This window comes from Bradyrhizobium sp. SZCCHNGR1005, assembly GCF_032489995.1.
Taxonomy (GTDB): Bacteria; Pseudomonadota; Alphaproteobacteria; order Rhizobiales; family Xanthobacteraceae; genus Bradyrhizobium.
The window spans coordinates 154,073-179,707 of sequence record NZ_JAUEZC010000004.1 but is presented as its reverse complement, the minus strand read 5'-3'; the positions used below and the strand labels follow the sequence as shown (position 1 = coordinate 179,707).

The following is a 25,635-nucleotide window of genomic DNA, read 5'->3' as shown; positions in this document are numbered from 1 at the left end:
ACGGCGAGCTTGTTGGATGGTGGGCACGGCGCAAAGCGCCTTTGCCCACCCTACAACGCTGCGCTGCGTTCGCGATGATGGCACGTCACACCATCATCATCACGGGATTCTCGATCAGCTGCTTGAAAGCGCCGATCAGTTCAGCGCCGAGCGCGCCGTCGATGGCGCGGTGATCGCAGGACAGCGTCACGCTCATCATGCTCGCGACCTCGATCTTGCCATTGCGAACGACAGGCCTCTCCTCTGACGTGCCGACCGCGAGGATCGTCGCATGCGGAGGATTGATGACCGCGGTGAAGTGATTGATGCCGTACATGCCAAGGTTCGACACCGCCGTGGTGCCGCCCTGATACTCCTCCGGCTTCAGCTTGCGGGCCCGTGCCCGTGCGGCGAAATCCTTCATCTCGCCGGAGATCACCGATAGCGTCTTGGTCTCGGCCTTCCGGATGATCGGCGTGATCAGGCCACCGGGCATCGCCACCGCGACGCCGATGTCGGAATGCTTGTGCTTGACCATGCCGCCTTCGGTCCAGCTCACGTTACAGTCCGGAATTTTCTGCAGCGCGACCGCCATCGCCTTGATGACGAAGTCGTTCACGGAGAGCTTGTAAAGCGCCTTCTTCTCCTTGTCCTTCGGAGCCGCCGCATTGATCTCCTCGCGCGCGGCCAGGAGCTTGCCGATGTCGCAGTCGATCGTGAGATAGAAGTGTGGGACGTTCTGCACCGAGGCCGTGAGGCGCTGGGCAATGGTCCGGCGCATGCCGTCGTGCGGCACAATCTCGTAGGAGCCCGGCTCGAACAGCGAAAGGATCTGCTTGTCCGACATCGACGGCGCGAGCGCGGGTCCGGCAGCCGCGGGCGCGGCCGCTGGCGCCTTCAGGCCCCTGCCCGCCTTGGCCTCTTCGACGTCGCGTGCGATGACGCGGTCATGCGGACCGGTGCCGGAAATGCGCGACAGATCGATGCCGGCATCCTTGGCGAGGCGACGCGCGAGCGGCGAAGAGAACACGCGCTCGTGGCCGTTCATCTGCGGCGCAGGCGCCACAGCCTGCGGTGCGGGAGCCGCGGCCGGCTTCGCTGCAGCCGCCGGCGCCGCGGCCGGAGCCGGTGCAGCGACCGGCTTCGGCGCTTCAGCTGAAGGTGCCTTCTCGGCCTGCGGCGCTTTGGCAGGTGCCGCGCTGCCGGCGGCCTTCACATCCTCGCCGTCGCCGGCGAGCACCGCGATCACGTCGTTGACGGCGACGTCCTGCGTGCCTTCCGGCACCAGGATCTTGGCCAGCGTGCCTTCATCGACGGCCTCGACCTCCATGGTCGCCTTGTCGGTCTCGATCTCGGCGATGACGTCGCCGCTCTTGACCTTGTCGCCTTCCTTCTTGAGCCATTTGGCGAGATTGCCCTTCTCCATCGTCGGCGACAAAGCGGGCATCAGAATATTGATCGGCATGATCAGTGACCTTGTTTCGACCTTGGGGTGGTGGTGCCCATATCGGTCGGCCGAGCCAGCTCGGCTTCGAACATTTCGACGATGCGCGAGAGCGCTTCGTCTTCGGACATTTCGGTCTCGCGCGCATAGGCGCGCGCAGCATGGCGGGCCACATCGACCAGCAACAGCCCCCAAACGTCCGGCTCCTCGAAGGCGCGCTGGAACGCGATCGAGAGGCCACCGTCGAGCACGAAGGCGCGCAACACTTCGGTGGCGTCCTCGCGGCCGATGACGTCGGGCGGCAGCGGCTGCTCCTTGGGGCCGGCCATGGTGTCTCCTCGGCGCTTAGCGGTAGCAGACGGATTTCGCGGCCTGCACGACCTCAGCGGCCGAGGGCAGTGCCAGCTTCTCCAGGTTGGCCGCATAAGGCATCGGCACGTCCTTGCCGGAGACGCGCATCACTGGCGCATCGAGATAGTCGAAAGCGTGCTCCATGATGCGTGCGGCAATCTCGGCGCCGACGCCGCTCTGCTGCCAGCCCTCTTCCACCGTCACCGCGCGGCCGGTCTTCTTGACCGAGGCGACGATGGTTTCGGTATCCATCGGGCGCAGCGTGCGCAGGTCGATCACCTCGGCCTCGATGCCCTCCTTGGCGAGCTCCTCGGCCGCCTTGAGCGCATAGGTCATGCCGTTCGACCAGGAGATGATGGTGACGTCCTTGCCGGCGCGTGCGATCCGCGCTTTGCCGATCGGGATCACGTAGTCGTCGAGCTTTGGCACCTCGCCGGAGTGGCCGTAGAGCACCTCGTTCTCGAGGAAGATCACCGGGTTGGGATCGCGGATCGCAGCTTTCAAGAGCCCCTTGGCGTCGGCGGCCGAATAGGGAGCGATCACTTTCAGGCCCGGAACGTGCGAGTACCAGGACGAGTAATCCTGGCTGTGCTGGGCGGCGACGCGCGCCGCGGCACCATTGGGTCCACGGAACACGATGGAGCAGCCCATCTGGCCGCCGGACATATAGAGCGTCTTGGCGGCGGAATTGATGATCTGGTCCATCGCCTGCATGGCGAAGTTGAAGGTCATGAACTCGACGATCGGCTTCAGGCCCGCCATCGCGGCACCGACTCCGGCGCCGGCAAAGCCATGCTCGGTGATCGGCGTATCCATCACGCGCCGGGCGCCGAACTCCTGCAGAAGGCCCTGCGTCACCTTGTAGGCGCCCTGATATTCCGCGACCTCCTCGCCCATGATGAAGACGTCGGCGTCGCGGCGCATTTCTTCGGCCATCGCGTCGCGCAGCGCCTCGCGGATGGTCATGGTCACCATCTCGGTGCCCGCCGGCACTTCGGGGTCGGGCTCGGCGACGCTCTGTGGCGCTGCCACACCGGCCGTCTCGGCGGCCGGCGGCGCGGACTGTGCGGCCTTCATCTCGGGTGCCGGCGCTGCCGCCTTGCCGAGATCGGCAACGCTCTCGCCGTCGGCGAGGATGGTTGCGATCGGCGTATTCACGGCGACATCAGCGGTGCCCTCGGGGATCAGGATCTTGCCGAGCGTGCCCTCATCGGTCGCCTCGACCTCCATGGTCGCCTTGTCGGTCTCGATCTCGGCGATCACGTCACCCGACTTGATCTGCTCGCCTTCCTTTTTCAGCCATTTGGCGAGGTTGCCCTTCTCCATCGTCGGCGACAGCGCAGGCATCAAAACTTGAATAGGCATATCAGCTCCGGAAAAACAGCGTCTGCGCTTAGCGATAAACGTCGGTGTAGAGCTCGGACGGATCGGGCTCGGGATCGGCTTGCGCGAAATCGGCGGCCTCGTTGACGATCTTGCGCACATCCGCGTCGATCGCCTTCAAATCCTGTTCGCTGACCTTCGCCGCGAGCAGGCGATTGCGCACCTGTTCGATCGGATCGTGGTCGTGGCGCACCTGCTCGACCTCCTCACGGGTGCGGTACTTGGCCGGGTCCGACATCGAGTGGCCGCGATAGCGGTAGGTCTGCATTTCCAGAATGTACGGGCCCTTGCCTTCGCGGCACCAGGCCACCGCCTTTTCGCCGGCGGCCTTGACCGCGCGCACGTCCATGCCGTCGACCTGCTCGCCAGGAATGTTGAAGGAGATGCCGCGCTTGGAGAAGTCGGTCTGCGCAGAGGCGCGGGTCACCGCGGTGCCCATGGCATAGCGGTTGTTCTCGATCACATAGACGACCGGCAGCTTCCAGAGCTCGGCCATGTTGAAGCTCTCATAGACCTGGCCCTGGTTGGCCGCGCCGTCTCCGAAATAGGCGATCGACACCGAGTCGTTGCCCCGGTAGCGATTGGCGAGAGCCAAGCCCGTACCCAGCGAGACCTGCGCGCCGACGATGCCGTGGCCACCGTAGAAATGCTTCTCGATGCTGAACATGTGCATCGAGCCGCCCTTGCCCTTGGAGTAGCCACCGCGGCGGCCGGTCAGCTCGGCCATGACGCCCCTGGCGTCCATGCCGGTCGCCAGCATGTGACCGTGATCGCGGTAGCCGGTAATGACCTGATCGCCCTGCTTGAGCGCCATCTGCATGCCGACGACGACCGCCTCCTGGCCAATATAGAGATGGCAGAAGCCGCCGATCGCACCCATGCCGTAGAGCTGACCTGCCTTCTCCTCGAAGCGGCGGATCAGCAGCATGTCGCGCAGCGCGGTCAGCTCCTGCTCTCTGGTAAATTCCGGCGGCGGCCCGCTTCCCTTTTCCGCGTTTACGTCTTTTGCAGCGCTTTTCTTGGGTGCGGCAGGTGCGGCCATAGCGATTCCGGCTTCAAAGGGGGAAGATTGAACGGCCCTCTCTATCCCAACTCAAACCGGGGTGGAAGGATTGCCGTTGCACGGCAAAAGTTTTGCTATACCGCAGTGCAGCGCAGATGAAAGTTTTGCAAAGACTCACGGCCGCTGGCGATATTGAATTGCTCAAAACCGCGGCAGGCCACCACTCTATAGCTCTGCCGGGTGCGCTCCTCCCGGAAAGGATGTCCGGCGTCGGTCAAAGCCCATTCACCACAAAAATCGGCGGCACCGTGCTCATCGCGCGATACCGCCGGGGTCCAGTCAGGGAGAGAAAGTCGGGTCCTTAGATCATGATGAGATTAGAAAGAATCGCATCAGGATCTCATCTCTTTGATTGAACATGATCTTTTCGGAAAACCGGTTTCCAGCCTTCCGGACCATGCTCTAGAAGAAGCCCAGCTTCTTCGGGCTGTAGCTGACCAGGAGGTTCTTGGTCTGCTGGTAATGGTCGAGCATCATCTTGTGCGTCTCGCGCCCGATGCCGGACTGCTTGTAGCCGCCGAAGGCCGCATGCGCCGGATAGGCGTGATAACAGTTGGTCCAGACCCGGCCGGCCTGGATCGCCCGGCCAAACCGGTAGCAGCGATTGGCATCGCGGCTCCAGACTCCGGCGCCCAGGCCATAGAGCGTATCGTTGGCGATCGCCAGCGCCTCGTCATCGGTCTTGAAGGTCGTGACCGACACGACCGGCCCGAAGATCTCTTCCTGGAAGATGCGCATCCTGTTGTTGCCCTGGAACACGGTGGGCTGGACGTAGAAGCCGCCGGCGAGATCGCCGCCGAGCTCTGCGCGCTTGCCGCCGGCGAGCAGCTTTGCCCCCTCCTGCTTGCCGATCTCGATGTAGGAGAGGATCTTTTCGAGCTGTTCGTTCGAGGCCTGCGCTCCGATCATGGTCGCCGGATTGCGCGGATCGTCCTGCCTGATGGCGGCAACGCGCTCAAGCGCGCGCGCCATGAACTTGTCGAAGATGTCTTCATGCACCAGCGCGCGGCTCGGGCAGGTGCAGACCTCGCCCTGGTTGAGCGCGAACATCACGAAACCTTCGATCGCCTTGTCGAAGAAGTCGTCGTCCTCGGCCGCAACGTCCTTGAAGAAGATGTTGGGCGACTTGCCGCCCAGCTCGAGCGTCACCGGAATGAGGTTCTGGCTGGCATATTGCATGATCAGCCGGCCCGTCGTGGTCTCGCCGGTGAAGGCGATCTTGGCGATCCGTGGGCTCGACGCCAACGGCTTGCCGGCTTCCAGGCCGAAGCCGTTGACGATGTTGAGGACGCCAGGCGGCAGCAGATCGGCGATCAGCTCGATCCAGACCATGATCGAAGCCGGCGTCTGCTCGGCCGGCTTCAGCACCACGCAGTTGCCGGCCGCGAGCGCCGGCGCGAGCTTCCAGCACGCCATCAGGAGCGGGAAATTCCAAGGAATGATCTGTCCGACCACGCCCAGCGGTTCGTGGAAGTGATAAGCGACGGTATCGTGATCGATCTCGGCAAGCGTGCCTTCCTGGCCGCGCACGACACCGGCAAAGTAGCGGAAGTGATCGATTGCGAGCGGCAGGTCGGCGGCGCGGGTCTCGCGGATCGGCTTGCCGTTGTCCCAGGTCTCAGCCACCGCGAGGCGTTCGAGATTGGCCTCCATGCGATCGGCGATACGGTTGAGGACGATAGCGCGTTCGACGACGCTGGCCCGTCCCCACGCATCCTTTGCGGCATGGGCGGCATCGAGCGCGGCTTCGATGTCCTGGGCGTCCGAGCGCGCGATCTTGCAGACGACCTGGCCGGTCACCGGCGAGACGTTGTCGAAATATTTGCCCGAATACGGCGCGACCCATTTGCCGCCGATGAAATTGTCATAACGCTCGGCGAAGGGCGACGTGGTTGCGGTCAGGAATTCCGGCTTGTTCATGGCGTGTTACTCCCAATGTTTTGTTGCATCGTTCGTCGCTGCGCTTGGCCCGGCAAAGCGGCTTGAGATCGGCGATTTGCAGGGGCGGTTCGCGTGGCTGCGACGTGGCGAACGATGTCGTGAGAGGGCCGACCTGTCAGCCGGGGCGCCAAGGCTCGCTCCCCGGAACTGTCGCAGATCTGCGACAGTTTGCTCCGCGCACGATGAGCGAAGCGCCGGTTGCACGCGGGCGCAGCCACATCCTGCGTCGCGCGCCCTTGCAGGCCCAAGAACGGTGAGAGGCCGGTCAGTGCCCGTTGAGGCCGAAGCGCTTCAGCTTGCGGTGGAGCGTGGCTCTGCTGACGCCGAGCGCCTTGGCCGCGGCCGAGACGTTGCCTTGCGCCCGCAGCAGCGCGCGTTGCAGCACCCCGCGCTCGACATCGCCGAACTGCTCCAGTGCTGCCCCTGGCCCGCTCAGGAGGTCGGCCGCCGGCATCGGCTGAAAGGTCCGGTCCGGCGCAAGTCCCAGGGACGAGCGGGCGGAGCGCGTGGCGCCAACCACGAGGTCATCGGCATCGACCGCAAGCAGCCCGCCACCATGGCCGTCCGGCGCACGCACAAGGACCATCCTCGCCTTCGGAAAAGCGGCCCTGAACATCTCGGCTTCAATGCGGCGGGCCGCTTCACCGACGGCCAGCGTGATCAGATCCGCAAAGGCTTCGGTGCGATCGGCGCGGCAGGAAGAGACGTCGAGCACACCGACCAGCTTGGCGTCATGATCGTAGATCGGTGAGGCCGTGCAGCTCAGCAAAGTGTTGCGCGTGAAGAAGTGCTGATCGCGGTCGATCGTCAACGGCCGCTTTTCAACGAGACACGTGCCGATGCCGTTGGTGCCTTCGTGCGCCTCGCTCCAGACCGCACCGGTCCAAAGCCCCCAGGATTCGAAGGTGGCATCGTCGGCCGCGGCACCACGGCGATCGACCGGAACGCCATCCTCGGCGGCCAGCAGGACGGAGCAGCCTGTCGCCCCGACCGCCTGATACAGCCGGTCCATGATCGGCCGGGCAGCCTGCAGCAGCGGCGCGGCCCTCTCACGAATCCGCGCAAGCTCGGCCTCGGTCAGCCGGAGCGGCGGCCGGGTGCCGGCGGGATCGAGCTGATGGAATCGGGACGAGCGGCTCCAGGACGCTACGACGGCAGATTTCGCCGCGTGGCCGGAGGCGATGGCGGCCTCAACCAGCGTTGCATGCTGCACGAGCTCGCGCTTATTCATCGCGTTTGGCGCTCCTCCCAGAACTACGGCTAAGGCAGCCGGCCCGGCTCCGTTTGATCTGCGTCAAACTTGGAAACCGACAGACGGAACGGACCGGAACGTCACGCGCCCGTACCTGAACTCTCCTCGGCTGCGGCGTCGGCCCGGAAGACGAGATTACCGCGGATGATTGATCCTGACCAGATCGTGCGGATTGGCATAATCGAGCTGAAAGCGTGCCCGTTCATCGAGCATGTCGGGATCGATACGGTCGGCGCGCAACAGCGACACCCGCTTCTGGCTGTCGGCGCGCTCCTGCTTCAGCCGCACCAGCTCCGAGGTCAGCGCGATGATCTCCTGGTCGAGTTCCTGGCGGGCGGTCAGGCCGTAGCGCCCGGTATAGGCGTTGATGCCGAAATAGCCGATGATGGCCGCCGCCATCGTGTACAGGGCGAGCCCGGTCAGGAATGATTTAAGACGCGCGCGGGAGACCATGGGCCGCAGGATGCGGCGACTTGGTTAAGGCAACCTTAAGGCAGGACCATCGCAAGCAGCCGAACCCGACCGGGCCTCATGGTTCGAGACGCGCCGCAAGCGGCGCTCCTCACCATGAGGGTCTGTCATTTGCCGCAAAACAAACCCTCGTCCTGAGGAGCTCGCCGGAGGCGAGCGTCTCGAAGGACGACCGCGAGAGAGATCGTCGGCCGAGTTTTTTCCTATCGATACCCTGCCGCTTGCGGGGCGAGGTTGTCGCGATCACGCCGCGAGCGCTGTGACAATCTGAGCAAGCTGCCGTCTCACCTGTTCTGCTTCTCCACGAACGCGGCAAACGCTTCAAGATATTGCTGCAGCACCACCTTCAGCGAGTCCTTGGTCAACTCGCCCTGGTCATCGAACGCGTCACCGACGCCGTTCAGATAGATTTCCGGCTGCCCCATGATCGGGCCAGAGATGCCGGGCATGATGGTCTGCAAATGCTTGGCTGCCGATACGCCGCCGAGCGGTCCGGGCGAATTCGAGACGATGCCGATCGGCTTGCCCAGGAATGAGCTCTTGCCATAGGGGCGCGAAGCGATGTCGATGGCGTTTTTCAGGACGCCGGGAATGGAGCGGTTGTACTCCGGCGTCAGGATGAGGACGCCATTCGAGTGCTGCAGCTTCTCGCGCAGCCTCAGCCAATCCGCCGGCGGATTGGCCTCGATATCCTGGTTGAAGAAGGACAGATCATGCAGCGTGGTCACGGCGACCGAGAGGCTCGCCGGCGCCAGCTTGGCCATGGCATTGGCGATCTTGAGCGTGAAGCTCTCCTTGCGGAGACTGCCGACGAGCGCAACGATAGAATACGGGCCAGGCATCAGGCGTCCTTTCGAGCCAAAAGAGGTCGGGCGACTTAACTCTCATGAGAAAATCATGCAAGTGCATGAAGCATGAGTTTTTAGAAACTTAGCGTTTCCCGATGGTCGCGACCGACATCATCATGTTCGTGCCACACCGCATGGGGGCAACTGGCGCCGTCGACACGTCATTGCACGTCGAAGTCCGCTCCTGGACATTCCAAGCTTACCATCGTCGCGCTCATTTGTGCGGTCTGCAAGGTTGGAATGGCAACGACCTTCCAATGACCCGGCTTGTTGAGCCAGAACTTCCGCCGTGACGTGGCGATGCGGCGCTCGGAATATCTGGTGCCCTGCCAAATCATCACCGCCTTCGGCTTCGGCGGGGCAACCTCGTGCCACGGTCCGAGATCGCCATGATCCAGGAACAACAGATGCCATTGGATGGTCTGGAACTCGTGATGTGCAACGATCACCTCGACGATCGAAGGCTTGGCGAGCGAAGTCGCGCCGAACTCCGTTGGAGACAGCAGCTGGCAACGCGTATGCAGCGGCTCCTGGATGTGGAGCAGGTTGTCTTTCTGCGCAGCGGTCAGCATGGCGGATGTGGCGGGAAGCCCCGCATTGGGATCGTTGGTCGGGAATGAGCAAAGCGGCACGCCGGACGGCCCCTGCCCGGTCCAGGGATTGTTGGTGCAAGTGGCGTTCTGTGACCAGCTTGACCAGCCGTTGGAGACCGTCTCCTCCGCCTTCCCCGTCTCGCGATCCCACACGCCGGTGAGCTTGACTGTTTTGTTCGGCGGACAGGCCATCTCCTTGCCGCCTTTCCACCAATGCGTGGTCTCGAACTCATAGATCGAATAGCGCGGCTGGGGATATTGAACGGCTTTGGCACTCGTCAGCGCGTGGTACTGAACGCAGCCGATGCCTTGGGTATCCAGAAAGCAGACGATCGGGAAATTCTCGCTCGGCCAGCAGCCGGCCCGCGCCGAGGAGGTCGATGCGAACACCGCAATCACAAGCGCAAAGGCGAGGATACAAACGCGCATGGACCACCCCATCCCGTTACTCACAACGTGAGGTGGAATTTGCGCTTGGCTTCGCCAAGAGCCTTGATCAAAATCAACTTCGCCTGCGGTCCGCACAAGTGCTCGCTCGCGCCGCATCATGGGCTGCCGCGAAACGATCGCTACCGGCCCGCATCCTCCCCGATGCAGCGCGTGAATTCAGCGACTGCCTTGTGGGTCAGCCAGATCGCCTGCGGCTCGACCGGTTGCGCCCAGGACGAGACCTTCGCAATGACTATGTTGTTGACGGTATCGACGAACAGGTTCTGGCCGTGGATGCCCATGGCGAACAGCAGCTGCGGCGCGTCGTCGATGACGTACCAGCCGCTGCGGTAATGCATGTTCCTGCTGATCGCCGCGAAGCTGTCGCGCCACTGTCCCTCGCGCCAGGCCTCGGCATCGCCGCCGTGCCTGATGTCCTCGATCCAACGCTCCGGAATGATCTGGTTGGAATCGCGATGGCCATTTGCGAGTACGAGCTGGCCGAGGCGGGCAAAGTCGCGCAGCGTCGCGCAGAAGCCGCCGGTGCAGCGCGGCGCGCCTTTGGCATCCACGGTGATGTAAGTCTCTCCGCTGGCGCCCATCGGCTTCCACAGCAGCGTGCCGACCAGATTGGCAAAGCTGCGCCCCGTAGCGCGTTCGATCACCCAGCCGAGCAGATCGGTATTGGCCGATACATAGCTGAACGGGCCGCCATGCGGTTTCGCCTGCGCCCGCATCGTTGCGTAGAAGCCGTGCAAGTCGGCCGTCGCGCCGGGCGCCACCGGCTCCCAGCCGCTCGCATCGGCATAGGCTTGCAACCCTGCAGCGTCCAGCACGACGCCCGCGCGCATGTCCAGGAGTTCGCGAATGGTCGCACCGCGATAGGCCGTCGCGGCAACTTCGGAGATGTAGGTCGTCACCTCCGCGTTCACGTCGAGTTCGCCGCGCCCCACTAAGATGCCGGCCATCAGGCCCGTGATCGACTTGGTCGCGGACATCAGGATGTGCGGCGTCTCGCGATCCAGGCCGCCATCGTAGAATTCGAAGACGATGCGGCCGTCATGCAGCACGACGAGCCCGTCCGTGGCGGTGGTCTTGAGAAAGCCCGCGAGATCGAGGCGCGATCCATTCGGCAGCTTCAAACTGAAGTCGTCGAACTCTCGCGGGCGCGCCGGCAACGGCCACGCACTGCCCGGGGCACTTTCGATATCGGCGACGGGAAGGATGGCGCGGATGTTGCGGAATGCCTGGCGGCTGTACGGCGCCGTGCGCCAGTTGGATCGGTCGGCGCGCGCGGGCAAAGGATCAATCGACATTCACAGTCCGGGTCAATTTGCGAAGCGAGATAGATAGACTCGCGCTGCCCAGAACAAAAGATGCCGCGACGCTGCAAAAGCAGGCAGGCCGCCGTTCCGGCGACCTGCGAGGTTGAAGGGCCGGATGGTCAGATCACCGGATTCCAGGGCGCCGGGATCAGCCGGTATGTGCTGCCGTTCTTCTCGACGTGGCCGACCGACGGAAACTGGAAGTGGAAGCCGATCACCGTTGCCTTCTCCGCTGCGGCCATGTCGTAGAATTTGTGCCGCGTCGCCTGCGCCAGTTCGGCATCGGTGTCATACATCACGTGCCAATCCGGGTTACGCAGGAAGAACTCCGGAATGTTGGTGACGTCGGACTGAATGAGAACCTTCGCGTTGCCCGAGGCGACGGCGAATGACGTATGGCCCGGCGTGTGACCGGGGGTCCCGATCGCGGTGATGCCGGGGGCGACCTCATTGTCCCAATCATACTTGGTGACCTTGCCCTCGAGCCCCGCGAACACCTTCTTGAAGTTTGCAAAGTTGCCCTTCATCAGGTCCGACTGCGCCTTGGCGGCGTTGTCGTCGCTCGCCCAGAACTCCCATTCCTTGGCGGGCACCTTGAGCTCGGCGTTCGGGAAGGCCAACGCGCCGTCCGCGAGCCTGATGCCGTTGATATGATCGCCATGCATATGGGACAGCACCACGATGTCGATGCTCTTGGGATCGACGCCGGCGGCGGCGAGGTTCTGCAAGGTGCGGCCGACCGCGCCTTTGCTGGCCTCGAGATTGGCGACGCCATTGCCGGTGTCGATCAGCACCAGCTTGGATCCGGTATTGATCAGCTGCGGATTGAACGGCACTGTCACCATGCCCTTCGGCATATAGGCCTCGTCGGCTGCCGCGAGGGCCTCCTCCTTCGGCAGATTGGTGACGAACTTGTCGGGCATCGGGAATGTGCGCGCGCCGTCATTGATCGACGTGCACTCGTAGTCTCCAACCTTGTAGCGATAGAAGCCCGGTGCCTGGGCGCCGGCCGCCGGCACCGCTGCCCGCGCAATTGATAGTCCGAGCGGCGACAACGCGCTTGCGGCTCCCACAGCAGCGGCAGCGGCCAGAACTTGACGGCGGCTCAGATCGGTCATGGCGAATTTCTCCCCTCAGCAGTTTTGCGGCGCACGCCGCATCCATTCGCGAGCGGATTTTCTCCGGCCGCGGCGAGAAGGCAAGGGCGGCAGCGGCCGCCGGGCGCGACCTTACGTCACTTATCTTTGTTCGGGTCGATAAGGAATTTTTCGCCAGTTGCCCGTTTGGCGTAGACCGCGAGGTTGGCGGGATCGAGCGCTTCCGCCAACGAAACCACCTTGGTGTAGTGACTCGCGAACGTCGTCTTCAGTTCGTCGACCACACGCTGGCGCAGCCGCTGGATATCCGCCTGGCCGATCTTCATCAGGAACGGAAATAGCAGCCAGCCCCCGACGCCCCAGGCCATGCCGAAGGAGCGCGTGATCTCGGTGGGGCGCGTATCGAGGGCGCCGTAGATGTAGACCTGCTTGTGCACGCTCGAGCCGTAGCGGCTGTACGGATGCTTGCCGGACTTGTTGACCGCGGCCTCCATGCCAACGAGGATCTGTCCGGCCAGTTTGCCGCCGCCGATCGCATCGAATGCGATGGTGGCGCCGGTCTCGACCAGCGCGCTTGTCAACACTTCCATGAAGTCAGGCGTGGTGGAATCGACGATGTATTTGGCGCCGATCTTGTGCAGGATCTCCGCCTGCCCGGCGCTGCGCACGATATTGACCAGCGGAACACCGTCCTTGAGGCAGATCCTGTTCAACATCTGCCCGAGGTTGGAGGCAGCCGCGGTGTGGACCAGCGCGGTGTGCCCTTCCCGCTTCATGGTCTCGGTCATGCCGAGCGCGGTAAGCGGATTGACGAAGCAGGACGCGCCTTCCGCCGCTGTCGTGCCCTCCGGCAGCACCAAACATTCCGCGACCTTCAGGCAGCGATATTGCGCATACATCGCGCCGCCGATCATCGCGACCGTCCGGCCCATCAGCGCCTTGGCCGCCTCGGACGAGCCGGTCTTGATGACGACGCCGGCGCCCTCATTGCCGACCGGCATCGACTCGCCGACGCGGCCGGCCATTGCCCGCATGCCGGCTTCCGGCACCTTCGCCGTGATCACCGGATGCTCCTTGCTGCCGGACGCCTGCATGGTCGACAGATCGGCGGCTCCAACCAAAAGCCCGAGGTCGGACGGATTGATCGGCGCCGCCTCGACCCGCACCACGACCTCGTCGGGCCCGGGTTCGGGAGTCGGCACGTCGAGCAACGAGATTTCGAGCTCGCCGCTCGCCTTGATCAATGTGCGCAGTTGCAGACCATGCGTCGCATCAGTCATGCCGTCCTCCCTTGCCGCTCGCACCCAGCTATGGAAACGAGCTGGGCCTGCAATCTTTGTCGTTGCCATCCTTCGAGACGGCCGCCTGCGGCGGCCTCCTCAGGATGGGGATTTTGCCCGCCGCGAGATTCTCGCCGCTCATAGTGAGGGCGCGGCAACGCCGCGCGTCTCGAACCATGAGCCCAGCGGGGTGCGGGGTTGATCAGACCAGCGCCTTCAGCGCCGCCCTGCCCGCATACTTCGCCTGGGAGTCCAGCTCCTCCTCGATGCGCAGGAGCTGGTTGTACTTCGCGGTGCGGTCGGAGCGCGCCAGCGAGCCGGTCTTGATCTGCCCGCAATTGGTAGCGACCGCGAGATCGGCGATGGTGGAGTCCTCGGTCTCACCGGAGCGGTGCGACATCACCGCGGTGTAGCCGGCCTTGTAGGCCATCTCGACCGCGGCGAGCGTCTCGGTCAGCGTGCCGATCTGGTTGACCTTGATCAGGATCGAGTTGGCGCGGCCCGCTTTGATGCCATCGGACAGACGGTCCACATTGGTGACGAACAGGTCGTCGCCGACGAGCTGGCACTTGCCGCCGACCAGGTCGGTCAACTCCTTCCAGCCGTCCATGTCGTCTTCGGACATGCCGTCCTCGATCGAGACGATCGGGTAGCGCGCAACGAGATCAGCCAGATATTTCGCCTGCTCGGAGCGGGAGCGGGTCTTGTTCTCGCCGCCATAGACGTATGTGCCGTCCTTGAAGAACTCGGTCGCGGCGCAGTCGAGCGCCAGCATCACGTCCTCGCCTGCGGTGTAGCCGGCCTTGCCGATCGCGCTCATGACGAAGTCGAGCGCGGCGTCCGCCGACGGGATGTTCGGCGCGAAGCCGCCCTCGTCGCCGACATTGGTGTTGTGACCGGCCTTCTTCAACTCGCCGCGCAGCGTGTGGAAGATCTCGGAGCCGCAGCGCAGCGCCTCGGCGAAGGTCGGCGCGCCGACCGGCATGATCATGAATTCCTGGAAGTCGATCGGATTGTCGGCGTGCACGCCGCCATTGAGGATGTTCATCATCGGCACCGGCAGCGTGCGCGCATTGACGCCGCCGACATAGCGATAGAGCGGCATGTCATAGGAGATCGACGCCGCCTTGGCGCAGGCGAGCGAGACGCCCAGAATGGCATTGGCGCCGAGCCGGCTCTTGTTCGGGGTGCCGTCGAGCTCGATCAGGATCTGGTCGATGGAGACCTGGTCCTGCACCGCCATGTCGCTGAGCGCTTCATAGATCTCGCCGTTGACGGCCTCGACCGCCTGCTGCACGCCCTTGCCGAGATAGCGGTCCTTGTCGCCATCGCGCAGCTCGACCGCCTCATGGGCGCCGGTGGACGCCCCCGACGGCACCGCGGCCCGGCCCACCGAGCCATCCTCCAGCACGACGTCGACCTCGACCGTGGGATTGCCGCGGCTGTCGAGAATTTCGCGGCCGATGATGTCGACGATGGCGGTCATGGGTTCCTCATGTGTTTCTTGGGTCAACCGTTCGGCGCCGCTTCTAGCGCAAGGCCGCGGGTGCGAAAAGGCCAAGGAGAATGAAGCAAGCACCCGTGACGGGCTTGCCGCGATTGGCTATGGGAGGGTGGAACGGAGACCCCCATGGCGAAAAAACCCGACAAATCCGAGGCTTCAGCCCCACTTCAGCTGGGACAAGCGGTTGCGTGGCCGGATCGCCCCGAGGCCGCCCGGCTCGACCGGGTGCCCAATCCGCAGAAGGACACCGACTATCTGACCCGCTTCACGGTACCGGAGTTCACTTCGCTCTGCCCGGTCACGGGCCAACCGGATTTCGCGCATCTGGTGATCGACTACGCGCCGGGTCCATGGCTGCTGGAATCGAAATCGCTGAAGCTCTATCTGGCGAGCTTCCGCAACCATGGCGCCTTCCACGAGGACTGCACGGTTGCGATCGGCAAGCGGATCGCGGCCGAGATCAAACCGAAATTCTTGCGCATCGGCGGCTACTGGTATCCGCGCGGCGGCATTCCGATCGACGTGTTCTGGCAGACGGGCAAGCTGCCGAAGGGACTGTGGGTGCCCGACCAGGGCGTGGCGCCCTATCGCGGGCGGGGCTAGGTCACAGCATCCGCCGGCGGCCGCTGCCGGATCAGCGCGGCGCAGGCAAAGCCGAGGGCGATCATGATGCCGGCCGCAGCCATCAGGCTCGGCAGCTTGCCGGCATGGACGACGCCGAAGCCATAGGCGATGGGACCGACGGTCTGGCCCATAAAGAAGGAGAACGAGTGCAGCGACATCGCGGTCGCGCGCGCCTCGATAGACAGTTCGCTGGCGAAAACCTGAAGACAGCCGTGGATCATGTAGAAGCCCCAGCCCATCAGCAGCATGCTGGCAAACTGCACCTTCCAGCCCGGACCAAAGGCGATCGCGATCAGTTGCAGGCCGACGAGAGCGGCCCCCGCGATCATCATGCCCTTGACGCCGAGCCGCGGCAGGAATTGCGACACCGTGAAGGTGTAGAACAGCCCTCCGACGGCAAAGCCCGCGATCACGATGCCGGCGATCGAGAGCGACTTCTCGCCGAGATCGAACAGGAAGGCCGCGATGAATGGAAACAGCCCGAACACGCAGCAGCCTTCGATGAAGACCGCGGAAAAGCAGTAGCGCGTGTTCGGATTGCTGAAGATTGTGCGATAACCCTTCCTGAGCGCTGCGAAGTCGGTCGTCGGCGCATGCGTCAGGCTCGCCCCGCGAAAACCGGCGAAGACCGCGATGGCAGCGATCAGTCCGAGCACGCCGAGCGTCGCGAGCACGCCGCGCCAGCCGATGAAATCGCCGATAACGCCGGACGCGGTGGCGCCGAGCAGATTGCCGGCCATCGACCCTGCCAACGTCCGGCCAATCGCGACCTGGCGCTTGGCAGGTGCGACCAGATCGCTCGTCAGGCCGAGCGCGACCGGAAACACGCCTCCGGAGGCGATGCCAGCGAGAATGCGGGTTGCGAACAGGGCGCCGAACGAATTCGCGAGCGCGCCGAGGATGCTTGCAACGCCAAGCAGCGCCAGGCAGAGCGTCATCAACCGCGCCTTGCCGAACATATCGGCGGCCGCACCGATCAAGGGTTGGACCAGCGCATAGATCAAGGCATAGCCGGCAGCGAGGCCTGCGGCCGTGGCGATGCTGATGGCGAAATCGTCGGCCACGTGCGGCAGCACCGGATCGAGCGCCCTGGTCGAGAGCGCCGCCGAGAAGCCGGCCAAAGCAATGATGTTGATCGCTGGCGGGAAGCGCTGTTCCGACGGCCGGGCGACGGTCTGATGCATCAACGCCCCTGCCCTTTGGCAAGCGCGTCGAATGCCATCAGGGTGCGCAGCAATCCCTCGAACTCCGAGAGCGGGACCATGTTGGGGCCGTCCGAAGGAGCGTGATCGGGATCGGGATGGGTTTCGATGAACACGCCGGCGACTCCAACCGCGACCGCGGCGCGCGCCAGTACAGGCACGAATTCGCGTTCGCCGCCGGAGGAGGTGCCCTTCCCGCCCGGCTGCTGCACCGAGTGGGTCGCATCGAAGATGACCGGCGCACCGGTGGTACGCGCCATGATCGGCAACGAGCGCATGTCCGAGACCAGCGTATTGTAGCCGAACGACACGCCACGCTCGGTCACCAGTACATTGCGATTGCCCGCGCTCGTGATCTTGGCCACCACATTGGCCATGTCCCAGGGCGCGAGGAACTGGCCCTTCTTGACGTTAACGACCTTGCCGGTCGCGGCCGCCGCAAGCAGCAGGTCGGTCTGCCGGCACAAGAAGGCCGGAATCTGCAGCACGTCGACAGCCTGCGCCACCTCGGCGCATTGCGCCGGCTCATGCACATCGGTGAGCACCGGCAGGCCCAGCGAGGAGCGGATCTCGGCAAAGATCGGCAGCGACTCCGATAACCCCAAGCCGCGTGCGGCCGACGCGCTGGTGCGATTCGCCTTGTCGAACGAGGTCTTATAGACGAGCCCGATCTTGAGCCGCGCCGCGATCTCCTTCAGGGCCGAGGCCACTTCCAGCGCGTGGTTGCGGCTTTCGAGCTGGCACGGCCCCGCGATGACGGCGAGCGGCAACGCATTGCCGAAACTGACGGAGCCGGCAGTGACGACGGCCGCGGCTGGTGTGGTTGAGTTCAAGAGATCATCCTCGTTGCGTCCGACCATGGCGCAATGGCGCGGCCGGGATCAACCGGCAATCGCGACCGAATGGCTGGGTTGCGCAGCTCGGACGCTGCGCCCGCCGCGGCGCTACCGCATCGCCGAAAACGCCGTCGGCGTCAAAAGCTGGCTGGTAATATTGGCGACGATCTGGCCGTCCTCTTCGCTCTTCGCGCGCGCCGCGAGCCACTCCGGATCGGTCGCGAACGCCGTCCAACGGGTTTCGCGCTCCGCAAGCGATTCCCAAGCAAGGAAGTAGGTCAGCTCCTGGTTGGATTCGCCGATCAGAGTGGTGAAAAAGCCGACCGGACGGATGCCATGCTTCTCGAACAGCTTGAGCGTGACGGTCTCGAAGCGCTTCAGCAGCGCCGGCAAGCGGCCGGGAATGCAGTGATAGATGCGGCTTTCGTAGATCATCGGTTCCTCCCTAATCGGTCGTTCTTTGATCAGGGAGCCTTGTCGCAACAATCGCGGCCACCGTCAAAGGCAGCATCACACCAGGCGCGACTGCACCATCGCGGCCCGAACGAAGGACGCAAACAGCGGATGCGGCTCGAAGGGCCGCGACTTCAGCTCCGGGTGGAACTGCACGCCGATGAACCAGGGGTGGTCCTCATATTCGACGATCTCCGGCAACACGCCGTCCGGCGAGAGGCCGGAGAATTTCAAGCCATGCTGCTCGAGCCGATCCTTGTAGGCGGTGTTGACTTCGTAACGGTGGCGATGGCGCTCGGAGATCTCCGTGGCGCCGCCATAGACCTCCGAGACCCGGCTGCCCCGCTTCAGCACCGCAGGATAAGCGCCGAGCCGCATGGTGCCGCCGAGATCGCCGCTCTTGGAACGCTTCTCGAGCTCGTTGCCGCGCAGCCATTCGGTCATCAGGCCGACCAGCGGCTCCGGCGTCGGGCCGAATTCGGTCGAGTTCGCTTCGGCAATCCCAACCAGATTCCGCGCCGCCTCGATCACCGCCATCTGCATGCCGAAGCAGATGCCGAAATACGGCACGTCGCGCTCCCTGGCGAACTGTGCCGCGCGGATCTTGCCTTCGGCGCCGCGCTGGCCGAATCCGCCGGGCACCAGGATGCCGTTGACGTGCTCCAGGAACGGCGCAGGATCTTCGTTCTCGAACACCTCGCTCTCGATCCAGTCGAGCTTGACGCGGACCTTGTTGGCGATGCCGCCATGCGACAAGGCCTCGATCAGCGATTTATAGGCGTCCTTCATGCCGGTGTATTTGCCGACGATCGCGATCGTCACGTCGCCTTCCGGATTGCGGATGCGCTCGTTGATGGTGTGCCAGCTGGCCAGCGCCGGCGGGATCTTGGGCGCAATGCCGAACGCGGCCAGCACCTCGTCGTCGAGGCCAGCCGCATGATAAGCCTCGGGCACGGCATAGATGTTGTCGACGTCGCGGGCCTCGATCACGGCGCTTTCGCGCACGTTGCAGAACAGTCCGAGCTTGCGCCGCTCCTCCTTCGGAATCTCGCGATCGGTCCGGCACAACAGGATGTCCGGCTGGATGCCGATCGAGCGCAGCTCCTTCACCGAGTGCTGGGTCGGCTTGGTCTTCAATTCGCCTGCGCTCGGGATATAGGGCAGCAGCGTCAGGTGGATGTAGATCGCGTGCTCGCGCGGCAGATCGTTCTTGAGCTGCCGAATCGCCTCGAAGAATGGCAGGCCTTCGATGTCGCCCACCGTGCCGCCGATCTCGACCAGAACGAAATCGAACGGATCATTGTCGGAGACGATGAATTCCTTGATCGCGTTGGTGACGTGCGGGACGACCTGGATCGTTGCACCGAGATAATCGCCGCGCCGTTCCTTGGTCAGGATGTCCTGATAGATGCGGCCCGTGGTGATGTTGTCCTGCTTGGTTGCTGGACGTCCGGTGAAGCGCTCGTAATGGCCGAGATCGAGATCGGTCTCGGCACCGTCATCGGTCACGAACACTTCGCCGTGCTGGTACGGCGACATCGTGCCGGGATCGAGGTTGAGATAGGGGTCGAGCTTGCGAAGGCGGACCTTGTAGCCGCGCGCCTGCAGAAGCGCACCGAGTGCGGCTGACGCCAGACCCTTGCCGAGCGAGGAGACCACGCCGCCGGTGATGAAGATATACCGCGCCATGGGACTTTACCTTTAATGCCGCTGACGCGATTCGCCAAAACGAATCGCACAAAGCCCGCAAGTGGCTCGCGGGCCTGTGGGTTACAGGAAAACTGAAATCTTTTCAGTCGGTTAATTCAGCAATTCACAGACAGAAAGCCAGCCGGCTTCTGCATGGCGGCCCCGCATTATTGCGATTGCGGAGCCTGCGGCGCTGCCGGAGCCTGGTTCTGCTGCTGCTCGTCCGCCTTCTTCAGTTGATCCAACAGCCCGCCACCGGCCGGCGCGACCGGCGTTGCACCGCCTGCCGGCTGCGTCTGGCCCGGGACGTTGTTGAGGATCGAGGCCGGCTTGCGATCAAGGCCCGCCAGCCAGGACAGCAGCAGGCTGGTAAGGAAGAAGCCGGCCGCCAGCACCGCCGTGGTCCGCGTCAGCAGATTCGCGGTGCCCCGGCTCGACATGAATCCGGCGCCACCACCCATGCCCAGGCCACCGCCTTCGGACTTCTGCAGCAGCACCGCGCCAATCAGAACGGAGACGATCATGAGGTGAACGACGATGACGACAGTCTGCATAATGACCTTCAGTCGCAAGCCCCAGGTTGCAACCGGGCCGGAGGCCGGGTCGCAAGGGCTTTGCGGGTTCTTCGGAAATTTGCGCGGTGTTACACGATCGAAACCGGCATTTCTACCCCGCAGATAATCGCGTCCGCGCTCATCGCAAGCGCCGAATGGCTACGGGAGCCACTTGCGAACTACCTTACCGCCGTCTATTAAAATAGACAAATGGATCATATTATAGACGATCTCAGCCGGCGTCTCGCCCGCCGGCTCCAGCTCGAACGTGACACCCGCGGCTGGTCCCTGGCCGAGCTCGCCGAGCGCTCTGGTGTCTCCAAGGCCACCATCAGCAAGATCGAACGCGCCGAGGTCAGCCCCACCGCGACCGTGTTGGTCCGGCTCGCCAGCGCCTTCGACCTGACCTTGGCCGGCCTGATGCTCCGCGCTGAGCAACATGGCGAGCGCGTCTCCAGGGCGAGCGAGCAGCCGGTCTGGCAGGATCCTGAAAGTGGCTACGTCCGCAAGCAGGTCTTCAGCCGCCCTGACCATCCGGTCGAACTGGTGGAGGTCGAGATGCCTGCGGGGCAGAGCGTGACTCTCCCGGCCTCGTCTTATGCCCACATCCGCCAGCTGCTCTGGGTGCAGCGCGGCAACCTCGTGATCACCGAGGGCGGCGAGCGATATGAACTCGGCCCGGGCGACTGTCTCGGCTTCGGCCAGCCCGCCGAGACGGTGTTCGCCAACGAGACCGATGCCCCCTGCGTCTACGTCGTCGCGCTCGCGCGGAGCTGAGCTATGTTGCGGATCAAAATCGAGCCGTTGTCGGATACGCCCGAGATCCGGGCGGCGTTGGGCGAACTCCTGGTCGAAACCGTCGCAAGCGGCGGCTCGGTGAGCTTCCTGCATCCGCTCCCGGTCCAGATCGCGGAGGAATTCTGGCGGAAGTCACTCGCCGCGGCCACTCGCGGCGAACGAATCATCATCGGCGCCTTCGATCGAGAGGACCTGGTTGGCACGGTAACGCTGCAGCTCGACCTGCCTCCGAACCAGCCGCACCGTGCTGAAATCGCCAAGATGATGACGCGGCTCAGCCACCGCAATCGCGGGATCGCAACGGCCCTGCTACGCGCAGCCGAACAATTGGCCTGCGCGTACGGCCGAACCTTGCTGGTGCTCGATACCGCTGTCGATGGCGGCGCTTCGCAGCTTTATGAGGGGCTCGGCTTTCAGCTCAGCGGCGTCATTCCGGATTACGCCTTCAAGCCGCATGGCGGCCTGACCGGCACCAAGATCTACTGGAAAAAGATCGCCACAGCGGTTTAGCAGGCCTTCGCGATTGCCAGGAAGTCGACCGCCTTCAGGCTGGCTCCGCCGATCAGCGCACCGTTGACATTGGCGACCGCGAGCAGCTCGGCGGCATTCGAAGGCTTCACCGAGCCGCCATAGAGGATGCGCATCCGCGCCCCCTCGGCCTTGAAGCGTTCGCTCAGCAATTGGCGGATAAACCCATGAATCTGTTCGACATCGGCCGCAGTCGGCGTCAGCCCGGTGCCGATCGCCCAGACCGGCTCATAGGCTATGACCAGATTGTCGGCGCGGGAGCCGTCCGGCAGGGACAGGTTGAGCTGCCCGCGCAGGATATCCAGCGTCTCGCCAGCGTCTCGCTGGTGCTGGGTCTCGCCGATGCAGGCGATGGCGGTCAGCCCCGCCCGCCAGACCGCCTCGACTTTCCGGTGGACGACGTCGTCGCTCTCGCCATGATCGGCCCGCCGCTCGGAATGGCCGACGATGATGGCCGCGGCCCCCGCATCAGCCAGCATCTCCGCGGAAATGTCGCCGGTGTGGGCGCCGGAGACCGCCGGATGGCAATCCTGCGCGCCGACCGAGAAGGCCTTCGTCCCACGTGCCTTCTCCGCGAAGCCGGCCAGGAGGGTCGCAGGTGGGCAGACCAGGAGATCGGCCTTGGCGGCAACCTCGGGAGCTCCCGCCAGCATGGCATCGAATTCGGCGATCGAGGCCTTCAGGCCGTTCATTTTCCAGTTGCCGGCGATCAGCGGCCGGATGCGGTCGGTCATGGCAAGATTCCAGCGGGCGTTTGTGACTTGGAGCGGTGATCCGGATGCGCTAGCAGAGCGCAACGATCAACGCCAGAGAGGACGCCCTGTCCGCCTGATTCCACCGCGGAGCCGAGGTTGCGACCGGGTGCAGCCCTCTTTATAAGCCTTTTCAATTCGGTGACGGGCTTTTGCGGAAATCTCCTTTAAGAGCCGTCGCTTCCTTCCTGCAGACAGATTGGACCCATGCTTCGAGGATTACGCAAGGCCTCATCAAACTGGCTCGGCAAGACCATCATGGCGGTGGTCATGGGCGTATTGATCGTCAGTTTCGGCATCTGGGGCATCGCCGATATCTTCCGCGGCTTCGGGCAATCGACGGTCGCGACGGTCGGACACACCGAAATCTCCATTAACGAGTTCCGGCAGATCTACACCGACCGCTTGCAGCAGATCGGCCGCCAGTTCGGCCGGCCGCTGACCATGGACCAGGCGCGCGCCTTCGGCCTCGACCGCAGCGTGCTGCAGCAGACCCTCGCTGAAGCTGCCCTGGACGAGGAGGCACGCCGGCTCGGCCTTGGCCAATCCGATGCCGAGACCATGCGGGTGATCTTCGCCGATCCGACCTTCAAGGGCCCCAACGGTGCCTTCGACCCGCAACGCTTCCAGGCCATCATCCGCAATGCCGGCTTCACCGAGCAGCGCTATCTTGCCGACCAGCGCCGGGTATCGCTGCGCCACCAGATCGCGGGCACGATCTCGTCGGGGCTCGAGACCCCGAACACGATGGTCGACGCCCTGAGCCGCTATCAGAACGAGCAGCGCTCGATGGAATACATCAAGCTCGATCAGGCGCAGGCCGGCACCATCGATCCCCCCTCGCCCGAAGCGCTGGCGGCGTATTTCGACGAGCACAAGGCGCAGTTCCGCGCGCCCGAATACCGCAAAATTTCCTTCGTGCTGGACACGCCGGAGGAGATCGGCAAATGGACTGACGTGTCGGACGAGGACGCCCGAAAAGCGTTCGAGCAGCGGCGCAGCCTGCTCGGCACCCCTGAGAAGCGCGAGGTCCAGCAGATGACCTTCCCGACCATGGAGGAGGCGCAGGCCGCGCGCGCCCGCATCGCCTCGGGCGTAGTGACGTTCGACGAACTCGCCAAGGAGCGCAATCTCAACCCGGCGGATCTCGACCTCGGCCTGGTGGCGAAATCGGCCATTCTCGATCCTGCCATTGCCGACGCCGCCTTCTCGCTGCCGACCGGCGAGGTCAGCGAGCCGATCAAGGGCGCATTCAACGTGGCCTTGGTGAAGGTCAGCGCCATCCAGCCCGGCGAGCAGCCGAGCTACGAGAGCCTCGCGAGCGAGATCAAGAAAGAGATCGCGGCCGAACGCGCCCGTTCGCAAGTCGCAACCTTGCGCGACAAGATGGAGGATGAGCGCGGCGGCGGCGCCAGCGTGGCGGAGGCCGCGAAAAAGCTCGGTCTCACGCCTGTGACGATCGACGCGGTTGATCGCTCGGGGCGCCAGCCCAACGGCCAGCCTGCTCCCAACATTCCTCTCGGGCTCGACGTCGTCGCCCAGTCCTTCAACAGCGATGTCGGGATCGACAACGAGCCGATCTCCTTCCGCGGCGGTTATGTCTGGTACGAAGTGCTCGGCATCACCCCACCCCGCGACCGCACGCTCGACGAGGTGAAGGGCCAGGTCGAGGCGCGCTGGCACGATGACGAGGTTGCGGCCAAGCTGCGAACCAAAGCATCCGAGCTGGTCAAGAAGCTCAATGACGGCGGCAAGCTCGCCGACGAGGCGACCGCGCTCGGCGTGAAGGTCGAGACCGCCAGCAATTTCAGGCGCGATGCCACGCTGCCGGGCGTGCCCGCCGGCGCGGTCACTGCAGTTTTCCGGACCGGCAAGGATACCGCCGGACAGACCGACGCCAATGGCGGCAGCCAGTGGATCGTGTTTCGCGTCACCGATGTCACCGTCCCTCCGATCGATCTGGCGTCGAACGACGTCAAGAAGCTGAAGGATACGTTGCAGCGGGCCTTGAACGAGGAGCAGACGACGGCCTACGTCGCAAAGCTCGAGAAGGATATCGGCACCACGATCAACGAGGCCGCCGTTGCACAGGTGGTCGGCGGCAACAACCAATAACCCCGTCTGAAGGCACGCGATGAACGATCTCAAGTCGATCATTGGCAAGGTTGCGACCGGCGCGACCCTGTCCCGCGCGGAGGCGGCCGCCGCCTTCGACAGCATGATGTCCGGCGAAGCCACGCCGTCGCAGATGGGGGCGCTGCTGATGGCGCTGCGGGTCCGCGGCGAGACCGTCGACGAGATCACCGGCGCGGTCAGCGTGATGCGCGCCAAGATGCTTCGCGTCGACGCGCCGTCCAATGCGATCGACATCGTCGGCACCGGCGGTGACGGCTCCGGCTCGGTGAACGTCTCGACCTGCGCCTCCTTCATCGTCGCGGGCGCCGGCTTGCCGGTGGCCAAGCACGGCAACCGCGCGCTCTCCTCTCGTTCGGGCGCCGCCGATGTGTTGGCCTCGCTCGGGGTCAAGATCGATCTGAAGCCCGAGGAGGTCGGCCGCTGCGTGCGCGAGGCCGGCATCGGCTTCATGTTCGCCCCTGCGCATCACCCGGCGATGAAGAACGTCGGCCCCACCCGCGTGGAGCTCGCTACCCGCACCATCTTCAACCTGCTCGGCCCGTTGTCCAATCCGGCTGGCGTCAAGCGGCAGATGGTCGGCGTGTTTTCGCGGCAATGGGTAGAACCGCTGGCGCAGGTCCTGAAAAATCTGGGCTCGGAAGCGGCCTGGGTGGTTCACGGTTCCGATGGCCTGGACGAGATCACCCTCACCGGCCCGACCTTTGTCGCCGCGCTGGAGAATGGCAATATCCGCACCTTCGAAGTCTCGCCCGAAGAGGCCGAGCTCGATCGTTGCGGCGGCGATGGCCTGAAGGGCGGCGACGCGGCGGCCAATGCCGTCGCGTTGCAGAGCGTACTGGACGGCATGCCGAGCCCCTATCGCGATGTCGCCCTTTTGAATGCCGCAGCGGCGCTGGTCGTCGCCGGCCGTGCTAAGACGCTGAAGGAAGGCGTTGCGATCGGCAAGGAGTCGCTCGACAGCGGCGCAGCAGCGGCGCGGCTGAAACAGCTGATCGCCGTGTCCAATAGCTAGATTAAGACCAGATCATGATGCGATTAGAAAGAACCCCATCATGATCTCATCTCTTTGATTGAGCGTGATCTTTTCGGAAGACCGGTTTCCG

Annotated in this window: 24 protein-coding genes; 5 read left to right on the top strand and 19 right to left on the bottom strand. The window is 64.2% G+C overall.

Going from position 1 to position 25,635, the window contains the following annotated elements:
- Nucleotides 1-85: 85 nt before the first annotated feature.
- From QXZ85_RS18540 to eno, 13 genes are all read right to left on the bottom strand, one after another.
- A complete protein-coding gene (locus tag QXZ85_RS18540; RefSeq protein WP_315767803.1) occupies nucleotides 86-1,444 on the bottom strand; it encodes a pyruvate dehydrogenase complex dihydrolipoamide acetyltransferase in 1,359 nt (452 codons plus the stop codon).
- A 2-nt stretch (nucleotides 1,445-1,446) separates the two neighbouring features.
- Nucleotides 1,447-1,752: a DUF5076 domain-containing protein gene (locus QXZ85_RS18535; protein ID WP_008968862.1), complete on the bottom strand. Its 306-nt coding sequence runs from the start codon at nucleotides 1,750-1,752 to the stop codon at nucleotides 1,447-1,449.
- A gap of 16 nt (nucleotides 1,753-1,768) precedes the next feature.
- Entirely contained in the window at nucleotides 1,769-3,139 is a 1,371-nt protein-coding gene (locus QXZ85_RS18530; protein WP_315766380.1) for a pyruvate dehydrogenase complex E1 component subunit beta, read from the bottom strand.
- Between the two features lie 28 nt (nucleotides 3,140-3,167).
- Nucleotides 3,168-4,199 carry a pyruvate dehydrogenase (acetyl-transferring) E1 component subunit alpha gene (pdhA, locus tag QXZ85_RS18525; RefSeq protein WP_315704149.1) on the bottom strand — a complete coding sequence of 344 codons (1,032 nt, stop codon included), beginning with the start codon at nucleotides 4,197-4,199 and terminating at the stop codon, nucleotides 3,168-3,170.
- Between the two features lie 423 nt (nucleotides 4,200-4,622).
- Complete coding sequence (adh, locus tag QXZ85_RS18520) at nucleotides 4,623-6,140, bottom strand: aldehyde dehydrogenase (RefSeq protein ID WP_315704150.1); 1,518 nt, start codon at nucleotides 6,138-6,140, stop codon at nucleotides 4,623-4,625.
- A 286-nt stretch (nucleotides 6,141-6,426) separates the two neighbouring features.
- Complete coding sequence (locus QXZ85_RS18515; RefSeq protein ID WP_316174601.1) at nucleotides 6,427-7,392, bottom strand: GAF domain-containing protein; 966 nt, start codon at nucleotides 7,390-7,392, stop codon at nucleotides 6,427-6,429.
- Between the two features lie 156 nt (nucleotides 7,393-7,548).
- Nucleotides 7,549-7,866, bottom strand: a complete 318-nt coding sequence (locus QXZ85_RS18510) for a septum formation initiator family protein (protein ID WP_315704153.1) — start codon at nucleotides 7,864-7,866, stop codon at nucleotides 7,549-7,551.
- 302 nt (nucleotides 7,867-8,168) lie between these two features.
- Nucleotides 8,169-8,726, bottom strand: a complete 558-nt coding sequence (locus tag QXZ85_RS18505; RefSeq protein ID WP_315704154.1) for an NADPH-dependent FMN reductase — start codon at nucleotides 8,724-8,726, stop codon at nucleotides 8,169-8,171.
- Between the two features lie 167 nt (nucleotides 8,727-8,893).
- Nucleotides 8,894-9,754, bottom strand: coding sequence for a hypothetical protein (locus QXZ85_RS18500; protein WP_316174599.1), 861 nt, complete (start codon nucleotides 9,752-9,754; stop codon nucleotides 8,894-8,896).
- A gap of 140 nt (nucleotides 9,755-9,894) precedes the next feature.
- On the bottom strand, nucleotides 9,895-11,070 hold the full coding sequence (locus QXZ85_RS18495) for a serine hydrolase (protein ID WP_316174597.1): 1,176 nt from the start codon (nucleotides 11,068-11,070) through the stop codon (nucleotides 9,895-9,897).
- A gap of 128 nt (nucleotides 11,071-11,198) precedes the next feature.
- Nucleotides 11,199-12,197, bottom strand: coding sequence for an MBL fold metallo-hydrolase (locus QXZ85_RS18490; RefSeq protein WP_316174595.1), 999 nt, complete (start codon nucleotides 12,195-12,197; stop codon nucleotides 11,199-11,201).
- A gap of 116 nt (nucleotides 12,198-12,313) precedes the next feature.
- Entirely contained in the window at nucleotides 12,314-13,456 is a 1,143-nt protein-coding gene (locus QXZ85_RS18485; RefSeq protein WP_316174593.1) for a zinc-binding dehydrogenase, read from the bottom strand.
- 202 nt (nucleotides 13,457-13,658) lie between these two features.
- On the bottom strand, nucleotides 13,659-14,942 hold the full coding sequence (gene eno, locus QXZ85_RS18480; protein WP_315704159.1) for a phosphopyruvate hydratase: 1,284 nt from the start codon (nucleotides 14,940-14,942) through the stop codon (nucleotides 13,659-13,661).
- A 144-nt stretch (nucleotides 14,943-15,086) separates the two neighbouring features.
- Here eno and queF point away from each other — a divergent pair, with 144 nt between their 5' ends.
- Nucleotides 15,087-15,563: a preQ(1) synthase gene (gene queF, locus QXZ85_RS18475; protein ID WP_315704160.1), complete on the top strand. Its 477-nt coding sequence runs from the start codon at nucleotides 15,087-15,089 to the stop codon at nucleotides 15,561-15,563.
- Here the strand turns inward: queF and QXZ85_RS18470 are convergent.
- The 5 genes from QXZ85_RS18470 to secG form a co-directional block, all read right to left on the bottom strand.
- Entirely contained in the window at nucleotides 15,560-16,768 is a 1,209-nt protein-coding gene (locus QXZ85_RS18470) for an MFS transporter (protein WP_315730052.1), read from the bottom strand. The two genes, queF and QXZ85_RS18470, sit on opposite strands and share 4 nt — an antisense overlap.
- The gene (gene kdsA / locus QXZ85_RS18465) at nucleotides 16,768-17,646 is read right to left on the bottom strand and encodes a 3-deoxy-8-phosphooctulonate synthase (protein ID WP_409977497.1); all 879 of its coding nucleotides are present in this window, start codon (nucleotides 17,644-17,646) and stop codon (nucleotides 16,768-16,770) included. The genes QXZ85_RS18470 and kdsA overlap by 1 nt, the downstream gene beginning before the upstream one ends.
- An 84-nt stretch (nucleotides 17,647-17,730) precedes the next feature.
- Nucleotides 17,731-18,057, bottom strand: a complete 327-nt coding sequence (locus tag QXZ85_RS18460) for an NIPSNAP family protein (RefSeq protein WP_315704163.1) — start codon at nucleotides 18,055-18,057, stop codon at nucleotides 17,731-17,733.
- A gap of 75 nt (nucleotides 18,058-18,132) precedes the next feature.
- On the bottom strand, nucleotides 18,133-19,764 hold the full coding sequence (locus tag QXZ85_RS18455) for a CTP synthase (protein ID WP_315704164.1): 1,632 nt from the start codon (nucleotides 19,762-19,764) through the stop codon (nucleotides 18,133-18,135).
- Nucleotides 19,765-19,931: 167 nt separating this feature from the next.
- Nucleotides 19,932-20,318, bottom strand: coding sequence for a preprotein translocase subunit SecG (secG, locus tag QXZ85_RS18450; RefSeq protein ID WP_315704165.1), 387 nt, complete (start codon nucleotides 20,316-20,318; stop codon nucleotides 19,932-19,934).
- A gap of 210 nt (nucleotides 20,319-20,528) precedes the next feature.
- On the opposite strand from secG, the gene QXZ85_RS18445 reads away from it, so the two are divergent.
- Nucleotides 20,529-21,095, top strand: a complete 567-nt coding sequence (locus QXZ85_RS18445) for an XRE family transcriptional regulator (protein ID WP_315744469.1) — start codon at nucleotides 20,529-20,531, stop codon at nucleotides 21,093-21,095.
- A 3-nt stretch (nucleotides 21,096-21,098) separates the two neighbouring features.
- Nucleotides 21,099-21,626, top strand: a complete 528-nt coding sequence (locus QXZ85_RS18440; RefSeq protein WP_315744468.1) for a GNAT family N-acetyltransferase — start codon at nucleotides 21,099-21,101, stop codon at nucleotides 21,624-21,626.
- Here QXZ85_RS18440 and tpiA read toward each other — a convergent pair.
- Entirely contained in the window at nucleotides 21,623-22,378 is a 756-nt protein-coding gene (tpiA, locus tag QXZ85_RS18435) for a triose-phosphate isomerase (RefSeq protein WP_315766381.1), read from the bottom strand. The genes QXZ85_RS18440 and tpiA overlap by 4 nt on opposite strands.
- A gap of 225 nt (nucleotides 22,379-22,603) precedes the next feature.
- On the opposite strand from tpiA, the gene QXZ85_RS18430 reads away from it, so the two are divergent.
- Together QXZ85_RS18430 and trpD are read left to right on the top strand one after the other, a co-directional pair.
- A complete protein-coding gene (locus tag QXZ85_RS18430; protein ID WP_315767793.1) occupies nucleotides 22,604-24,511 on the top strand; it encodes a peptidylprolyl isomerase in 1,908 nt (635 codons plus the stop codon).
- Nucleotides 24,512-24,530: 19 nt separating this feature from the next.
- Nucleotides 24,531-25,544 carry an anthranilate phosphoribosyltransferase gene (trpD, locus tag QXZ85_RS18425; protein ID WP_315704170.1) on the top strand — a complete coding sequence of 338 codons (1,014 nt, stop codon included), beginning with the start codon at nucleotides 24,531-24,533 and terminating at the stop codon, nucleotides 25,542-25,544.
- Nucleotides 25,545-25,635 lie beyond the last annotated feature (91 nt).

Coding starts and splice junctions, on each gene's coding strand:
- QXZ85_RS18485 (WP_316174593.1), bottom strand. CDS start 13,456: ATGACTGATGCGACGCATGGTCTGCAACTGCGCACATTGATCAAGGCG.
- QXZ85_RS18515 (WP_316174601.1), bottom strand. CDS start 7,392: ATGAATAAGCGCGAGCTCGTGCAGCATGCAACGCTGGTTGAGGCCGCC.
- QXZ85_RS18530 (WP_315766380.1), bottom strand. CDS start 3,139: ATGCCTATTCAAGTTTTGATGCCTGCGCTGTCGCCGACGATGGAGAAG.
- QXZ85_RS18445 (WP_315744469.1), top strand. CDS start 20,529: ATGGATCATATTATAGACGATCTCAGCCGGCGTCTCGCCCGCCGGCTC.
- QXZ85_RS18440 (WP_315744468.1), top strand. CDS start 21,099: ATGTTGCGGATCAAAATCGAGCCGTTGTCGGATACGCCCGAGATCCGG.
- QXZ85_RS18510 (WP_315704153.1), bottom strand. CDS start 7,866: ATGGTCTCCCGCGCGCGTCTTAAATCATTCCTGACCGGGCTCGCCCTG.
- adh (WP_315704150.1), bottom strand. CDS start 6,140: ATGAACAAGCCGGAATTCCTGACCGCAACCACGTCGCCCTTCGCCGAG.
- QXZ85_RS18495 (WP_316174597.1), bottom strand. CDS start 11,070: ATGTCGATTGATCCTTTGCCCGCGCGCGCCGACCGATCCAACTGGCGC.
- QXZ85_RS18535 (WP_008968862.1), bottom strand. CDS start 1,752: ATGGCCGGCCCCAAGGAGCAGCCGCTGCCGCCCGACGTCATCGGCCGC.
- QXZ85_RS18430 (WP_315767793.1), top strand. CDS start 22,604: ATGCTTCGAGGATTACGCAAGGCCTCATCAAACTGGCTCGGCAAGACC.
- queF (WP_315704160.1), top strand. CDS start 15,087: ATGGCGAAAAAACCCGACAAATCCGAGGCTTCAGCCCCACTTCAGCTG.
- tpiA (WP_315766381.1), bottom strand. CDS start 22,378: ATGACCGACCGCATCCGGCCGCTGATCGCCGGCAACTGGAAAATGAAC.
- QXZ85_RS18460 (WP_315704163.1), bottom strand. CDS start 18,057: ATGATCTACGAAAGCCGCATCTATCACTGCATTCCCGGCCGCTTGCCG.
- QXZ85_RS18505 (WP_315704154.1), bottom strand. CDS start 8,726: ATGCCTGGCCCGTATTCTATCGTTGCGCTCGTCGGCAGTCTCCGCAAG.
- QXZ85_RS18470 (WP_315730052.1), bottom strand. CDS start 16,768: ATGCATCAGACCGTCGCCCGGCCGTCGGAACAGCGCTTCCCGCCAGCG.
- QXZ85_RS18455 (WP_315704164.1), bottom strand. CDS start 19,764: ATGGCGCGGTATATCTTCATCACCGGCGGCGTGGTCTCCTCGCTCGGC.
- QXZ85_RS18500 (WP_316174599.1), bottom strand. CDS start 9,754: ATGCGCGTTTGTATCCTCGCCTTTGCGCTTGTGATTGCGGTGTTCGCA.
- kdsA (WP_409977497.1), bottom strand. CDS start 17,646: ATGGTCGGACGCAACGAGGATGATCTCTTGAACTCAACCACACCAGCC.
- pdhA (WP_315704149.1), bottom strand. CDS start 4,199: ATGGCCGCACCTGCCGCACCCAAGAAAAGCGCTGCAAAAGACGTAAAC.
- QXZ85_RS18490 (WP_316174595.1), bottom strand. CDS start 12,197: ATGACCGATCTGAGCCGCCGTCAAGTTCTGGCCGCTGCCGCTGCTGTG.
- eno (WP_315704159.1), bottom strand. CDS start 14,942: ATGACCGCCATCGTCGACATCATCGGCCGCGAAATTCTCGACAGCCGC.
- trpD (WP_315704170.1), top strand. CDS start 24,531: ATGAACGATCTCAAGTCGATCATTGGCAAGGTTGCGACCGGCGCGACC.
- secG (WP_315704165.1), bottom strand. CDS start 20,318: ATGCAGACTGTCGTCATCGTCGTTCACCTCATGATCGTCTCCGTTCTG.
- QXZ85_RS18540 (WP_315767803.1), bottom strand. CDS start 1,444: ATGCCGATCAATATTCTGATGCCCGCTTTGTCGCCGACGATGGAGAAG.